The sequence below is a fragment of the Paractinoplanes aksuensis genome (assembly GCF_024137025.1).
In the GTDB taxonomy this organism is placed as follows: domain Bacteria; phylum Actinomycetota; class Actinomycetes; order Mycobacteriales; family Micromonosporaceae; genus Actinoplanes; species Actinoplanes aksuensis.
The window spans coordinates 15,161-29,467 of sequence record NZ_JAMYJR010000033.1 but is presented as its reverse complement, the minus strand read 5'-3'; the positions used below and the strand labels follow the sequence as shown (position 1 = coordinate 29,467).

The window sequence follows — 14,307 nt, the reverse complement described above, 5'->3', positions numbered from 1 at the left end:
CATGGTACAGCGCATGATCTCGGCCGGACAGGTGCTCGGGCTGGGCTTCCCCCGGGCGGTCGAGGCCTTGCGGGCGGCCCTGGCCGGTGGACTCGACCCGGAGGCCGAGCCCGCCCGCTCCCGCGTAGGACTGGGCGGCGGCGAGGTGCTGGTCATGCCGTCCGGCGACGAGCGCATCGCCGGCATCAAGCTGGTCGGCATCGCGCCCGGCAACCCGGCCCGCGGTCTGCCGCGCATCCACGGCACGTACGTGTTGTTCGACGCCCCCACGCTCGTGCCGCGAGCCATTCTCGACGGCGCCGCCCTCACCGCGCTGCGCACCCCCGCCGTCTCGGCCCTCGGCGTCGACCTGGTCGCCCCGCCCCAGGCTCGCAAGCTCGTGGTTTTCGGCAAAGGCCCCCAGGCGTACGGTCATGTCGAGGCGATCAAGGCCGTGCGCCCGATCGATTCCGTACGCCTGATCGGCCGCGACGAGGACGGCCGCGCGGCCGTGGCCGCGGCGGACATCGTCGCCTGCTGCACCACCGCCCGCGAGCCCCTGTTCGACGGCCGGCTGCTCAAGGACGACGCCGTCGTGGTCGCCGTGGGGTCGCACGAACCCGACGCCCGCGAGGTCGACACCGAGACCGTGCGGCGCTGCGGCGCGCTGGTCGAGTCGCGCGCGTCGGCCGTACGGGAAGCCGGTGATCTCATTCTGGCCGGCGTGACCGAGGATGAGCTCGTGACCTTCGCCGACCTGGTCCGGGGAACCACCCCCGCCCGGCCCAGGCTGATCAAGACCGTGGGGATGGGCTGGGAGGACCTCGTGATCGCGGATGCCGTGGTGAACAACCTATGACCGAGCTGTCGGCCCTGGTGCTGCCCGACCGGCACCCCACGAGCACGTTCCTGGCCGAGGTGGTCGAGGCCGAGCGGTCCGGGGTGCGCACCGTCTGGACGTACGACCACCTGACCTGGCCGCTGCTGCGCGACAACCCCTGGTACGGCTGCGTGCCCCTGCTGGCGGCGGCGGCCGGCGCGACCGAACGGGTCCGCCTGGGCGTGCAGGTGGCCACGCCCAACTACCGCCACCCGGTGCCGTTCGCCAAAGAGCTGATGACCCTCGACCAGCTCAGCGGCGGCCGCCTCGAGGTCGGCCTGGGCGCCGGCACCGAAAGCCTGGACGCGCTGGTGCTGGGCGACCCGCCGCTGACCCCGCGCGAGCGGATGGACCGCTTCGCCGAATGGCTCGGCCTGCTCGACCAGCTGCTGGTCGAGCCGATCGTCACCACCCACGGCGACCGCTACAGCGCGATCAACGCCCACCAGCTGCCCGGCTGCGTCCAGACGCCACGGGTGCCGTTCACCGTGGCCGGCACCGGCCCGCGCTCGCTCAAGCTGGTCGCGAAGTACGGCCAGGCCTGGGTCACGTACGGCCCGTACGGTCCCGCCGTGGGCCCCGACGAGTGGTTCGCCGCCCTCGAGAAGCAGTCCCGCCAGCTCGACGCCGTGCTCGAGGGCCGCCGCATCCACCGCATCGTCAACGTGGGCCTGGAGTCGTACTGGCCCTTCGAGAGCCGCGCCCGCTACGCCGACACCGTGGCCCGCCTCGCCTCACTCGGCTTCGACGAGGTCAGCGTCCACTGGCCCCGCCCCGACGGCCGCGGCGTGCCGGCCAAGGCGCTGCCCGACGTCCTGGCCGTCCACAACCTCTAGGCGGCCAAGGTCGAGGCCAGGCCGGTGAGGTGGGACGAGAAGCCCAGGGGGGCCCGGCCGTCGGCGCGGGCGCTGGTCACGACCGGGCAGGTCGCGTCGGCCACCACGTGGGCGCCGGTGGCGCGGACGCGGGTGATCAGGTCGCGGTCCTCGTCGTGGGCGAGTGGCCGGAAGCCGCCCACGGCTCGGTAGGTGGCGGCCGCGATACCGAGGTTGGCCCCGTGCACGTGGGCGTCGGTGGTCGCGTACTGGCTGTCGTAGAGGCCCGGCAGCGCGGCCGGCCAGGCCGCCCAGTCGTCGACCAGTACCGTGCCGGCCAGCAGGTCGGCGCCGGAGGCGGCGTGGGTCAGGTGCCACAGCAGCCATTCCGGGGCGACCCGGCTGTCGGCGTCGGTGGTGGCCAGCCATAGCCCGTCGGTTCCGGCACGTAGCGCGTGTTCCATGCCGGCGGCGCGGGCCCGGCCCACGTTGCGGGCGTCGGTGGTGATCACGGTGGCGCCGGCCGCGGCGGCCAGGGCGGCGGTGTCGTCGGTGCAGGCGTCGGCGACCACCACGATCTCGACCGGGACCGGTGAGGTGGCCGCGTACAGGCTGCTCAGGCAGGCCGGCAGCAGGTCGTGCTCGTTGTGCGCGGGGACGACGACGGCGATCCGGTGGTTCATGCGAGCCCCTCGCGCTGGGCCACCGAGCGGGCCTCGGGTGGCGTCCGGGTGTAGACCTCGAGCAGGAAGTCGGCCTCCTCGTGCCGGGCCTGGCGGGCCAGCCCGGGCAGCGCCGCGATCCGGTCGTGCACGTCGTCGCCGGAGCGGGCGTGCTCGTCGACCGGGCGCCGCCAGTGCACGGCCACCAGGTCGCCGCCCGGCTCGAGCGAGGCCACCGCGCGGTCGAGCAGCGTGGTCAGGTCGCCGTCGTCGAAGTAGTAGCCGAGCTCGGACAGCACGATCAGGTCGAACGTGTCGCCGGGCCAGTCGGCCGGCATCCGCCCGGCGCGCAGCGAGACGTTGGAGGCGGCGGCCAGGTGGGTGGCGGCCGACGCGACCGCGGCCGGGACGGCGTCGACGGCCAGCACGTGGTCGCAGCGCTCGGCCAGCCGGGCCGTGAGCAGGCCGGTCGAGCAGCCGGGCTCGAACGCCGACTGGTAGCGGCGGGCGGGCAACGAGGCCACGGTGAGCGCGTGCTTGCGAGCGTCGTACCAGCGGGTGGCGAAGCTCCACGGGTCGCTGCTACGGGCGTACATGTGCTCGAAGTAGCTCTGGGGTGTGGTCATCGCAGCACCGTTTCGAAGGAGCGGGTGAACCGGGCCAGGATGTGCGGCGGCAGGATCGCGGCGTCGCCCGGCTCGGGGCCCAGCGGCGCGATCTGGCTCGGGAAGGCGGCGATGGCGGCGGCCTTCGCCCGCTGCGCGGCCGGGGTCAGATCGATCCGGTAGGCCCGGCGCCAGGGCACGCGGGGGTCGTCCGGCCCGGCCCAGTGCCACATCCAGATCGGATACTCCAGCAGCACCGCCCCGGTGACCGCGCAGGCCCGGGCCGCGGCCCGGCCGACCGCCTCGTGATCGGGGTGGCCGTCCTCGCGCCAGGTGGCCAGGCACCAGCGCCCGGGCGTGAGCCGGCCGGTGAGGTCGGCGGCCACCGCGTCCTCATCGATCTTGCCGTCGGGCTGGCCGAGCCGGTGCACGGGCGCGGCGCCGAGCCCGAGCCGGCGCAATGCCTCGGCCGTCTCGTCGCGGCGGATCGCGGCCAGTTCGAGCTGGGTGTGCACGGTCGAGTGGGGGTGGGAGGCCTCGCCGTCGGTCACCGCGACCAGCTCGGCCGCGTCCAGCATCGCCATCAGCCCGGCCACGCCCAGGATCTCGTCGTCCGGGTGGGGCGCGACGATCAGCGGTGGCCCGGCCGGGTCGAGCGGCAGCGCGGGCCAGCGGGCCGGCGCCGGCCAGTCCAGCCAGGTCTGTTCGGCCGTGCCCGCGCCCTCGATCGCCTTCACCACGGCGACTTCTCGTTCCGCACCAGGCCGCCGAGCTGTTCCAGGTCGGCCTCGGCGTGGCTCTGCCGCAGATAGACGGTGAGGTCGGCGACGCGGTGGGCGTGCCGTTCGTCGCGGCACAGCGGGCCGGCGCCGAGCGCGCGCCCGACCCGGTCGATCACCTCGGTGGCCGCGGCCTCGACGGTGGCCCGCACGCGCAGGGCCAGCCGGTGCTGGATCGCCTGCGGGTCGGCGTCGATGATCGCGGCCGCCTCCATGAGGACGGCGCGGGCCGCGCCCAGGGCGACGTCGACCGCGCCCAGGTGGGCCAGCGTGTGCGGGTCGGCCTTGGGCGCCGCGTGCAGGGCGTCGGCGATGCCCAGGGCGCCGCCGTACCAGCAGGCGGCGACGCCGATGCCGCCGTGCCAGAAGCCGGGCCGGTTCACGTACTGGCCGGGCTCGCCGACCGGCCGGGCCGGCGCGTCGGTGAACCGGATCGTGCGGCTGTCGCTGGCTGCCATGCCCACGGCGGGCCACGTGCCGTTGAGCGGGACCGCGTGCGGGGCCCGGTTGGCCACCGCGAACAGCCGGATCCCGTCCTCGGCCTCGGCTGTGACCAGGGCGTCCGTGCACCAGGCGGCGCCCGAGCACCAGGGCCGGTCGCCGTTCAACCGCCACACCCCGTCTTCCCGTACGGCTCGCAGCGACTTCGGCCCGGCCGCCCACACGCCCCAGCGCTCGCCGGGGCCGTCATCGCCCAGCTCGGCCCGGATGGCCAGGGCGTCGGCGTGGCCCTCGCCCAGCCGCGCCGCGACCGGATCGGCCCGGCCCAGCTCGGCCAGTCGCCGGAACCGTTCAGCGGTGTCGCCCCGCCCCGGCAGCGGCAGGTCCGGCGTCTCGATCATGGGCATCGGATACCCGGCAACCCGGCCCTCTATGCCGAACTATTTGTGGGGCAGCAAACGTTTGACCGACGCTCCCGCGGCCAAGGCGACGGCGGCCACCGCGAGACCGACCGGGAGCCGGCCCCACCTTCCCGGACCACCCTCGGTCCGCGGCCGGGCACCGAAGACGTTGCCGTCGGTGCCGGCGATCTCCTGCCGGGACAGCCCGCCCCGCCTCATCAGGGGAGTGACCAGGGCGTCGTACACCGGGGGAAAGAGGGTGAAACCGAGCTCGATGAGGCGGTTGGTGGCGCCGACCGAGGCCGACGGGCGGGGCTTGTCGGCCAGCCGGACCACGCGCGCGGCGATCCGCTCGGCCGAGTCGACCGGCGGCGGCGGACGGCCGACGAACCCCGCGTAGTTGGCCGCGCTCGTGTAGATCGGGGTGTCGACGCTGCCCGGGGCCACCGTGCAGACGTGGATGTCGGGCGCGTCCCGGGTCTCGTGCTGAAGCGTGCGGAACAGGCCGCGTTGTCCCCACTTCGCCGTCACATAGGCCGAGATGTACGGAACCGTCACATGGGCCAGCAGCGAGCTGACCCCGATCAGCGTGCCGTGGCCCTGGGCCCGGAACTGCCGCAGCGCCGTGCGGGCGACATTGGCCGAGCCCAGCAGATCCGTACCGATCATGCGGTCGAACACCTCGGGCGGCAGATCCTCGAACTTCCCGTACGCCATGACGGCCGCCGAATCGACCCACACGTCGACCCGTCCGTAAGCCGCGACGGCCTGCGCGACCAGCCGGTCCAGGTCCTCGCGGCGGGTGATGTCGGTGGGGACGACGAGCGGGTCGTTCCCGCAGGCGGCGGCGGTCTCGTCGAGATCGTCCTTGGCCCGCGCGGCCAGCACCAGCCGGTCGCCCCGGGCCGCGAAGGCGACCGCCGCCGCTCGGCCGATGCCGCTGGAGGCGCCGGTCAGGACCACTACACGTGAACTCATGGTTGCTCTGCATACCCGTCCGATCGCCGGGTATCCGGCGACACATGCGAGCATTGACATGGCAAGGAACCGGCAAGGTCAGCGTCGAGACCGTCCCCGACCCGGTGATCCAGGAACCGACCGACGCGATCGTGCGGATGACCTCCACGGCGATCTGCGGGTCCGACCTGCACCTGTACGACGTGCTCGGCATGTACCTCGACGCCGGCGACATCCTCGGCCACGAGCCGATGGGCATCGTCGAGGCCGTGGGGGCCGAGGTCACCCACATCAAGCCGGGCGACCGCGTGGTCATCCCGTTCAACATCTCGTGCGGGCACTGCTTCTACTGCCGCAAGGGCTTCTTCGCGCAGTGCGAGACGACCCAGGTGAAGTCGCAGGGCAAGGGCGCGTCGCTGTTCGGCTACACCAAGTTGTACGGCCAGGTGCCGGGCGGTCAGGCCGAGCTGCTGCGGGTGCCGCAGGCCCACTTCGGCCCGATCAAGGTGCCCGACCACCACCCCGACGAGCGCTACCTGTTCCTCTCCGACGTACTCACCACCTCGTGGCAGGCCGCCCAGTGGGCCGACATCGAGAAGGGCAGCACGGTGCTGGTCACCGGTCTCGGCCCGATCGGCCAGATGTCGGCCCGGATCGCCCGCCACCTGGGCGCCGAGCGCGTCATCGCCGTCGACAGCGTCCCCGAGCGCAACGCGATGGCCGAACGTAACGGCATCGAGGTGCTCGACTCCTCGAAGATCGACGACATCGGCGACGCCGTGCGGGACATGACCCACGGCCGCGGCGCCGACTCGGTGATCGAGGCGGTCGGCATGGAGGCCCACGGCACCCCGTTCCAGTCCGCGGCCATGAAGGCGGCCGGCCTGCTGCCCGACGCCCTGGCCCGCAAGGCCACCGAGACGTTCGGCGTCGACCGGATGGGCGCGCTGCGCACGGCGTTCGACGCGGTCCGCCGCTCCGGCACGATCTCGATCATCGGCGTCTACGGCGGCGAGGCCGACCCGTTCCCGATGATGGACCTGTTCGACAAGGGCATCACGATGCGGATGGGCCAGGCCCACGTGAAGCAGTGGGCCGACGACATCCTGCCCCTGCTCACCGGTGACGACGACCCGCTCGGCGTGGACGACCTGACCACCCACCGCCTCCCGCTCGAAGAGGCCCCGCACGGCTACGAGATCTTCAAGAAGAAGGAGGACGGCTGCATCAAGGTGGTCCTCAAGCCGTGACCGGGCACGATCCCTGGGGCGTGCGCACGCCGTACGCCCCCGGGGTCACCGTGGCCGGCCGCTGGCGCGCGTCGACGGGAAGCTGGTCGAGACGAGCTGGGACGACGCGATGGGCCGGGTCGTGCGCCGCTCGAAGGAGCTCACGGCGGGGCTGGCTTCCGCAACTGGGACAACCCTTCCCGCGTACGCGAACTGGCCGCCCTCTGGAACGTCGAGCTCCACACGGTTTCGCACTGGTCGCCGCCCACCCACGCCGTGCAGATCTGGCGGTACGCGGAACAGGGCTCGATCAAGCCGCCCTGGATCAGCGGCACGAATCCTGCGGTGCCGCTGCCCGACCTGCCGCGGATCCGTCGCATCCTGGCCCGCGACGACCTGTTCGTGGTGGCACAGGACATTTTCCCACCGAGACCACGGCGTACGCCGATGTCGTGCTGCCCGCGGCGGCCTGGGGCGAGAAGACGGGCACGTTCACGAATGCCGACCGCACGGTGCACCTGAGCGAGAAGGCGGTCGACCCGCCCGGCGAGGCCCGGGCCGACCTGGACATCTTCCTCGACTACGCGGCCCGCACGGCCCTGCGCAGGATCTGAGCACCGGGGCCGAGTACCCGGCCGAGCCCCACCGGGCGAAGCGACCGGACGGCCGGGCGTTCCTGCTCGCCGCCGACTACCGGCCCGCGCCCGAGGTGCCCGGCGACTCCTTGCGGATCGAGTCGCCGCGCGGGTCGATCGAGGCGCCGGCCCGGCTGTGCGGCGTACGCCCGAGGGCGACCCCATGGTCTGTTACTTGTCGGCGGAGCCGGGTTCGGCCATTTTGCGGTGCATCTCGGCCTTGGCCTTGTCGGGGAGGACCTTCGACGCGGCGCCCTGGATCTTGGTCTTGGCCGAGCCCGCCACGACCTTTTCCTTGTCCTTCATGAGGGCCTCGAAGCCCTGCTTGGCGACCACTGCGGGGTCGTCCTTCTGGCCGGCGCCGACGTTGGTGTCGTCCATCTCGGCGCGGTGGAAGAAGTTCGTGTCGGTCGGGCCGGGCATCAGGGCCGTGACGGTGACGTTGGTGTCCTTCAGTTCGGCTCGCAGGGCCTCGGCGAAGGACTGGACGAACGACTTCGAGGCGTTGTAAACGGCCTGGTAGGTGCCGGGCATGGTCGAGGCGATGGACGAGGTGAACAGCACCTTGCCGGCGTCGCGGGCGACCATGTCGGGCAGCACCCGCTTGGCCAGGTGCACCGTCGACGTGACGTTGACGTCGATGACGTTCATTTCGTCGGAGAGCGTCGTCTGGTGGGTGAAGTCGCCGCCGATGCCGCGGCCCGCGTTCAGGGCGATCGCGTCGACCGGGCGGCCGGTCTCGAGGATCGCCGCGTACAGGGCCTCTACGCCTTCGAAGTGGGCCAGGTCGGCGCGTACGGCGGTGACCTGGTTCTGCCCGTCGCGGCGCAGCGCGGTGGCCGCCTCCTCGATGCCGTCCTCCTCGGCGGTCACCAGCAGGTCGTAGCCGTGCTGGGCGAACTGACGGGCGAGCTCGAACCCGATCCCGCTGGAGGCGCCGGTGACTACTGCGAACGGATTCGTCGTGTCTGTCATGGCGTACGGGTGCCCGGCGCGGCCGAGGTTATGCCCGCGTTCAGCAGGAAGTCCACGGCGCGGCAGGCGTGGGCCGGCGCGGGATCGAACGCCGGCGAGCCGCGATGATGCATCAGGGGGCGGCGGTCATGCCGCGTTCAGCAGGAAGTCGACGAGGCGGCGGGCGTGAGCCGCGTTGCCGTCGGGCGGGGCGGTCAGCGCGTGCATCATCGCCCCGCCGAGCAGCGTCTCGAGCAGCAGCGTGACCGACACCGCGGGGGAGAGCTCGCCCCTGTCCTGCCCCCGCTGGACGATGGCCCGGGCCGCCCCGATCTGCGCCTCGCGGGTGGCCGCGTAGTTCTCGGCGACGCCGGGGATGGTGCGGCCCTCGACCATGAGCCGGATGGCGGCGCGGCTCGACGGGCCGGCGTACGTGTCGAGGATCTGGGTCGCCAGCTCGATCAGGTCGCCCCGCAGGGTGCCGGTGTCGACGTCGCTGACGTGCGGCAGGCTGGCCGTCAGGGCGTCCGTGAGGAGCGCCTCCTTGGTGCTCCAGCGCAGGTAGAGCGAGGCCTTGCCGACGCCGGCGCGGCGGGCCACGGCCTCCATGGCGAAGCCGGCCCAGCCCGTCTCGCCGAACAGGGTCATGGCGGCGCGGGTGATCCGCTGGTCGACCTCGGGGTCGCGCGGGCGGCCGGCGGAGCTCATGACGTTTCACCCCGATTGCTGAACGGTAACCGTCAGGATACACTGTGGATAACGAAACACTAGGCGTTCAGTAATTGAGGGTGTCATGGGCCCGAGCACGATCCTGGTCGGTGTCGACGGTTCCACCTCCTCGCTGCGCGCGGCCGCGTACGCCGCGGGTCTGGCCCGCCGCCAGGGCAGCCGCCTGGTTGCCGTCTATGTCCGCACCCCGCCCTCGGCCCTGCTCCCGCTGGCCGACACGGGCGGCGTGGCTGCGACAGTGATCGACACGCAGGACGCGGTGGAGCAGGAGCTACGGACGGCCTTCGCCGAGCGGGTGGGCGACCTCGACGCCCGCCTGGTCGTGCGCAACGGCGAGCCGTACGCGGAACTGTGCGACACGGCCCGCGAGGTGCAGGCCGACGTGGTGGTCGTGGGCCGCTCGGCCGCGCTGCTGCACCGGGTGGCCGGCTCGATCGGTCACAAGCTCGTGCGTTGCGGGCGCTGGCCGGTCACCGTGGTGCCCTGACCTCGGCGTGATACCAGGGCGGCCCACCCCATAGAGGCAAGAGCCAGGTCCGTACGGCGGCCGCGCCGACCTGACCGATGGCCGGCAGCAACGGTGACACCTCCATCAGCACCATGCCGGCGACGAGCGTCCAGCCCGTCCAGGCCGACAGCACCTGGGCTCGCGCGACGGCCACCCCGAACGCGATCCCGGCCCCGATCATGGCGCGGCCCCCGTGACGGACATCGGGGCGTGACCCTTAGTCGCGGTCGTGCTGCTCGACGGCGCGGGCGATCTCGACGCGGGACGTGACCGACAGTTTGTGGAACAGGTTGCGGATGTGGGTCTCGACCGTCTTGCGGCTCAGGTAGAGCTCGCCGGCGATCTCGGCGTTGGTGCGGCGGTCGGTGATGAGGCGGGCGATCTGCAGCTCGCGCTCGGTCAGGGTGGCCAGCCCGGAGCGGGGCGTGCTGCGGTGGTGGACGCGGCGGTGGCCCAGGCGGCGCAGCAGGCGTTCGGCCTCGGCCCGGCGGCGCGGCGCCCCGCAGCGGTCGTAGGTCGCGCAGACCAGCTGGAGCTGCCGGACGGCCTCGTCGACGTCGCCCGCCTCGGCCAGCGCCTGCGCGGCCAGGAACCGGGCCCGGGCGACCTCGACGACGGTGCCGTGCTCGGCGTCGGCCAGGGCCAGCTCGGCCGCCTCGCGGGCTCGACCCCGATGCAGGGCGACCACGGCCAGGCCCTCGGACCTCGGCGTACGGCCGGCGGCCAGATCGCTGCGGACGGCCGCCTCCAGGGCCGCCGGGCGCAGCGGGGCCGGGATCAGCGAAAGGTCGGGGACGACGGCCGTGGCCGCCTGGCCCGACTCGACCAGGGCGACGGCCAGCGCGAGCCGCGTCCACACGCCCGGGAACGTGTCAGTGGCCGGGCCGTGGGCCTCGACGCTGTCCTCGGCCAGGGTCCGCGCCAGGGCCGCTTCGCCGCAGGTGGCGGCCACTGTCGACCGCGCCATCAACGTCCAGCCCAGCATCGAGTCGTTGCCGGCGGCGCGGGCGATCTCGACGGCCTCGTCGAGCAGGGCGGCCGCGTCCGGCAGCCGGCCCAGCGCGGCCCGCACCAGGCCGGTCCAGAACATCACGGGCACGTGGTGCCGGGTGACGGCCAGGGCCCGTTCCGCGTGCCGGCCGGCCTCGGTCAGCCGCCCGGTCAGCAACTCGGCCGCGGCCAGCTGGGCCACGATCGGCTCGGGCGAGAGCTCCAGCTCGTCGTCGGCCCGCGCGTCGAGCAGGTCGGCGGCCTCGGCGCAGGCGGCCGTGGCGGCGGCGTGGTCCCCGGCGAAGGCGGCGCTGAACGCGAGGCGCATGGCCGCGGCGGCCACCCCGTTCGGCTCGCCCAGGCGGACCGCCATGTCCCGGGCCTGGCGGGACCAGTCGACGGCCCGGTCGAACTCGAGGCGGAACAGGTGGTCCTGGGCGATCGCGGTCATCAGGGTGGCCGCCTCGGCCGGGTGCGCCTCGCCGGCCCGTTCGAGCGCGGTGGTGAGACGACGGTGGGCGGAGTCGTGGTGGCCGAGCGTGTGCTCGAGGCCCGCGCAGGCCGCGATCAGGCGCACCTGTGTGGCGAGCTCGGCCGGAGGCACCAGCCCGATGGCTCGTACAAAAGCGTCTTTGGCTCTTTCGAGGTGACCGGCGGCGCCGAGCGCGCTGCCCAGTGCGGCCCACAGCTCCGGTGAATCGGGCTGCAGATCCGTGGCGTGCTGATACCAGCGGGCGGCTTCACCGGGGGCCCGGCGGACGACGTCGTCACCGGCTGTCTTGAGCAACGCGACGGCCTCGGGGTCGTGGGGGCGGGCGGCCTGCACGATGTGGTGGGCCCGGCCGGCCGGGGGAACGCCGCGGTCGGCCAGGGCGCGGGCCAGGCGTTCGTGGGCGCCGACGCGCCAGGCCCGGGGCGCGGCGTCATGAACAGCCCGGCGCAGCAGCGGATGCCGGAACCGGAAGCGCCGGGGCGCGTCGGTCGGCCGGACCAGGTCGCGGTCGAGCAGCACGTCGAGCGCGTCGGCGACCACGGGTTCGGGCCGGTCGGCGGCGGTCGCGACGAGTTCCAGCAGGAACGGGTCGCCGGCCACGGCCGCACCCTCGAGAACCTGGCGTACGCCCCGGTCGAGCAGGGCGAGCTCGTCCGCCATGGCGGACGTGAGCGAGTCCGGCACGTCGCCGTCGCGCTGCCGGGCCCGGGCCAGCTCGCCCAGATAGAACGGGTTGCCACCGCTCTCGGCGTGCAGTCCGGCGGCGTCGGGGCCGAGCAGCTCGCGCACGTCGTCGGGGCTGAGCGGGCCCAGGTCGAAGCGGGTGACCCCGGCCCGTTCCATGCCCGTGATCAACCGGCTCGGGGTCTGCCGGGGGCGCAGGGCCAGGCCGAGCAGCACGGGCGCGGCCGGCGGGCGGCGCAGCAGCGCGCAGACCAGCTCGATCGACGCCGAGTCGGCCCAGTGAAGATCGTCCAGGAGCAGCACCACGGGCTGGTCCGCGGCGAGCACCTCGAGCAGTTGGCGCAGCGCGCGGTGGGCGCGGTAGCGGGGGTCGCCACTCGTTTCGCGTTTCGCCGGCGCCTTCCAGGACGGCAGCACCTCGGCCAGGTCGTCGTCCAGGCCGTCCGGCGGGGCCGCCCGCAGATACTCGTCGAGCGCGTCGACGAACAGCCAGAACGGCAGGTCGCGCTCGAATTCGGAGGCGCTGCCGCTGAGCACGAGCATGCCCCGGGCGTCGGCCCGCGCGCCCAGCTCGGCCAGCATGCGGCTCGGCGGGGCGCCGGTGGCGTTGACGGCGATCGGGCTGGCGCTGACCGTCATCGGGCCGCTGCTGGTCTCGAACCGCCTGTCCGAGCCGCTGTACGACGTGATCCTCGGCTGGGACCCCTCGTCCGTGCCGGCGAACTGGCAAGAGGTTCGCCGCCGCTACTTCGCCCTGAACTGGATCCGCGCCGTCCTGACCTGGGCCGCGTTCGCCCTGTTTCTCGCTGCCACCTGGAGGCGCCTATGACTGTCCTGATCGTCGGAGCCGGCCCGACCGGGCTCACCCTGGCCCACGCGCTGGCCGCCCGCGGCGTCGAATACCTGCTGCTCGACGCGGCCGAACGAGGCGCGAACACCTCACGGGCGGCGGTCATTCACGCCCGTACGCTGGAAGTCCTCGACGATCTGGGCCTCAGCGACGAACTGGGCCGCCGGGGGATCGTGGTGCCGCGCTTCGTGGTCCGCGACCGTGAGCGGGCGCTGTTCCAGGTGCCGTTCGGCGGCCTGCCCACGAAATATCCGTACACGTTGATGCTCCCGCAGAACGAGACCGAGCAGATCCTGGCCGCGGACGTGACCGTTCAGTGGCAGCATCGGGTGACGGGTATCGACCACGACAAGGCGACCGTGGTCGGGCCGGACGGCGTCGAACAGCACGTGCAGGCCCGCTACATAGTCGGCTGCGACGGCATGAACAGCATCGTCCGCGAGCAGGCCGGCATCGGCTTCACCGGCGCCCGCTACGCCGAGTCGTTCGTACTGGCCGACGTGGCGATGCGCTGGCCCTACCCACGCGACGAGGTGAACCTGTTCTTCGCCCCGCGCGGTCTGGTCGTGGTCGCGCCCCTGCCCGGCGACCGCTACCGCATCGTGGCCACCCTCGAAGACGCTCCCGAACACCCCACGGCGGCCGACGTGCAGGCTCTGCTCGACGAGCGGGCGCCCGGTGGCTCGGTGACCGGCGTGGCGTGGAGCTCCCGCTTCCGGGTGCACCACCGGCTGGCCGACACGTATCGTCGCGGCCCGGTCTTCCTGGCCGGCGACGCGGCCCACGTGCACAGCCCGGCCGGCGGCCAGGGCATGAACACCGGCATCCAGGACGCGGTCGCCCTGGCCCGCGTGCTGAGCCGGGGGTCCGACCTCGACGCGTACGAGCGGGAACGCCGCCCGGTCGCGGCCGGGGTGGTCGCCCTGACCGACCGGATGACGCGGGTCGCCACCGTCCGCAGCCCGGTGGCCCGGTCCGCCCGCAACGCCGTGCTCACCGTGGCCGGTCGCTCCCCGGCGCTGCAGCGCAAGCTGGCCATGAACCTGTCCGAACTGGCTTACGGGGGCCGCTCCGGGGCATGATCTGCCCGGTGATGAGCGAGGACGTGCTGCTGGCCGGGGTCGGGGAGTTGGTGCGGCGGGAGCCGGTCTTCGCCGGGGTGGTGGAGCGGCACGGGGTGCCGCCGACCTGGGCGCGGGAGCCGGGGATGGCGTCGCTGCTGCACATCATGCTGGAGCAGCAGGTTTCGCTCGCCTCGGCGCGGGCTGTGTTCGATCGGCTGCGCGCACTCGCGGATCCGCTCACTGCCGAGAATGTGCTGAGGCTCGACGACGTTCAGTTGCGGGAGGCCGGGTTCAGCCGTCAGAAAGCGCGGTACGCCCGGGCGGTGGCCGCCGCGGTGGTGGCCGGCTCGCTCGACTTCGCGGTGCTGGGCGACCTCGACGATGACGAGGTGGACGCCCGGCTGCAGGCTGTGCCGGGGATCGGGCCGTGGACTTCGACGATCTACCGGCTCTCCGTGCTGGGGCGCCCGGATGCGTGGCCGGCTACCGACCTGGCGGTCATCGCCGGGATCGCGGCGTTGTGGCAGCTGCCCGCTCTGCCCACGAAGGCCGAGGTCATCGAGCGGGCCGACGCGTGGCGGCCGTGGCGGGCGGTGGCGGCCCGGCTGATCTGGCAGGAGTATCTCGGCGTACGGGGAAAGCGGCCTTGAAC

The 14,307-nt window shown here is 73.4% G+C and carries 17 protein-coding genes; 8 read left to right on the top strand and 9 right to left on the bottom strand.

Translation table 11 applies throughout. The annotated features are described in order from the left end of the window. Positions 1-13: 13 nt before the first annotated feature. The gene (locus tag M1L60_RS30245; protein ID WP_253240949.1) at positions 14-838 is read left to right on the top strand and encodes an ornithine cyclodeaminase family protein; all 825 of its coding nucleotides are present in this window, start codon (positions 14-16) and stop codon (positions 836-838) included. Then, positions 835-1,695 (top strand): LLM class flavin-dependent oxidoreductase, encoded by an 861-nt coding sequence (locus tag M1L60_RS30240; RefSeq protein WP_253240948.1) that lies wholly within the window; start codon positions 835-837, stop codon positions 1,693-1,695. The genes M1L60_RS30245 and M1L60_RS30240 overlap by 4 nt, the downstream gene beginning before the upstream one ends. On the opposite strand, the gene M1L60_RS30235 is transcribed toward M1L60_RS30240, so the two are convergent. Genes M1L60_RS30235 through M1L60_RS30215 form a run of 5 tightly spaced genes read right to left on the bottom strand, consistent with a single transcriptional unit; the run spans position 1,692 to position 5,540 of the window. Further along, a complete protein-coding gene (locus tag M1L60_RS30235; RefSeq protein ID WP_253240947.1) occupies positions 1,692-2,357 on the bottom strand; it encodes a glycosyltransferase family 2 protein in 666 nt (221 codons plus the stop codon). The genes M1L60_RS30240 and M1L60_RS30235 overlap by 4 nt on opposite strands. Further along, positions 2,354-2,962, bottom strand: a complete 609-nt coding sequence (locus tag M1L60_RS30230) for a methyltransferase domain-containing protein (RefSeq protein WP_253240946.1) — start codon at positions 2,960-2,962, stop codon at positions 2,354-2,356. The genes M1L60_RS30235 and M1L60_RS30230 overlap by 4 nt, the downstream gene beginning before the upstream one ends. Then, entirely contained in the window at positions 2,959-3,681 is a 723-nt protein-coding gene (locus M1L60_RS30225; protein WP_253240945.1) for a PIG-L deacetylase family protein, read from the bottom strand. Before M1L60_RS30225 ends, M1L60_RS30230 begins: the two co-directional genes overlap by 4 nt. After that, entirely contained in the window at positions 3,675-4,562 is an 888-nt protein-coding gene (locus tag M1L60_RS30220; protein WP_253240944.1) for an acyl-CoA dehydrogenase family protein, read from the bottom strand. The genes M1L60_RS30225 and M1L60_RS30220 overlap by 7 nt, the downstream gene beginning before the upstream one ends. Before the next feature lie 39 nt (positions 4,563-4,601). Then, positions 4,602-5,540: an SDR family NAD(P)-dependent oxidoreductase gene (locus M1L60_RS30215; RefSeq protein WP_253240943.1), complete on the bottom strand. Its 939-nt coding sequence runs from the start codon at positions 5,538-5,540 to the stop codon at positions 4,602-4,604. 44 nt (positions 5,541-5,584) lie between these two features. Between M1L60_RS30215 and M1L60_RS30210 the strand changes: the two genes are divergently transcribed. Beyond that, positions 5,585-6,769: a zinc-dependent alcohol dehydrogenase gene (locus tag M1L60_RS30210; protein WP_253240942.1), complete on the top strand. Its 1,185-nt coding sequence runs from the start codon at positions 5,585-5,587 to the stop codon at positions 6,767-6,769. Between the two features lie 431 nt (positions 6,770-7,200). Next, complete coding sequence (locus M1L60_RS30205; protein WP_253240941.1) at positions 7,201-7,362, top strand: molybdopterin-dependent oxidoreductase; 162 nt, start codon at positions 7,201-7,203, stop codon at positions 7,360-7,362. 192 nt (positions 7,363-7,554) lie between these two features. Here M1L60_RS30205 and M1L60_RS30200 read toward each other — a convergent pair whose 3' ends face one another. Further along, the gene (locus tag M1L60_RS30200; protein WP_253240940.1) at positions 7,555-8,358 is read right to left on the bottom strand and encodes an SDR family NAD(P)-dependent oxidoreductase; all 804 of its coding nucleotides are present in this window, start codon (positions 8,356-8,358) and stop codon (positions 7,555-7,557) included. Positions 8,359-8,484: 126 nt separating this feature from the next. Continuing rightward, positions 8,485-9,045 (bottom strand): TetR/AcrR family transcriptional regulator, encoded by a 561-nt coding sequence (locus M1L60_RS30195; protein WP_253240939.1) that lies wholly within the window; start codon positions 9,043-9,045, stop codon positions 8,485-8,487. An 85-nt stretch (positions 9,046-9,130) separates the two neighbouring features. Here M1L60_RS30195 and M1L60_RS30190 point away from each other — a divergent pair, with 85 nt between their 5' ends. After that, the gene (locus tag M1L60_RS30190; RefSeq protein WP_253240938.1) at positions 9,131-9,553 is read left to right on the top strand and encodes a universal stress protein; all 423 of its coding nucleotides are present in this window, start codon (positions 9,131-9,133) and stop codon (positions 9,551-9,553) included. Here the strand turns inward: M1L60_RS30190 and M1L60_RS30185 are convergent. Beyond that, positions 9,537-9,755, bottom strand: a complete 219-nt coding sequence (locus tag M1L60_RS30185) for a hypothetical protein (RefSeq protein WP_253240937.1) — start codon at positions 9,753-9,755, stop codon at positions 9,537-9,539. The two genes, M1L60_RS30190 and M1L60_RS30185, sit on opposite strands and share 17 nt — an antisense overlap. Before the next feature lie 36 nt (positions 9,756-9,791). Continuing rightward, the gene (locus M1L60_RS47620) at positions 9,792-12,380 is read right to left on the bottom strand and encodes an ATP-binding protein (RefSeq protein ID WP_274622915.1); all 2,589 of its coding nucleotides are present in this window, start codon (positions 12,378-12,380) and stop codon (positions 9,792-9,794) included. Here M1L60_RS47620 and M1L60_RS30165 point away from each other — a divergent pair. From M1L60_RS30165 to M1L60_RS30155, 3 genes are read left to right on the top strand one after another with little or no spacing between them, the layout of a single operon-like run. Beyond that, positions 12,343-12,570, top strand: coding sequence for a hypothetical protein (locus M1L60_RS30165; RefSeq protein ID WP_253240935.1), 228 nt, complete (start codon positions 12,343-12,345; stop codon positions 12,568-12,570). The genes M1L60_RS47620 and M1L60_RS30165 overlap by 38 nt on opposite strands. Next, a complete protein-coding gene (locus M1L60_RS30160; RefSeq protein ID WP_253240934.1) occupies positions 12,567-13,673 on the top strand; it encodes an FAD-dependent monooxygenase in 1,107 nt (368 codons plus the stop codon). The genes M1L60_RS30165 and M1L60_RS30160 overlap by 4 nt, the downstream gene beginning before the upstream one ends. A gap of 11 nt (positions 13,674-13,684) precedes the next feature. After that, the gene (locus tag M1L60_RS30155) at positions 13,685-14,305 is read left to right on the top strand and encodes a DNA-3-methyladenine glycosylase family protein (RefSeq protein ID WP_253241117.1); all 621 of its coding nucleotides are present in this window, start codon (positions 13,685-13,687) and stop codon (positions 14,303-14,305) included. Positions 14,306-14,307: the final 2 nt, after the last annotated feature.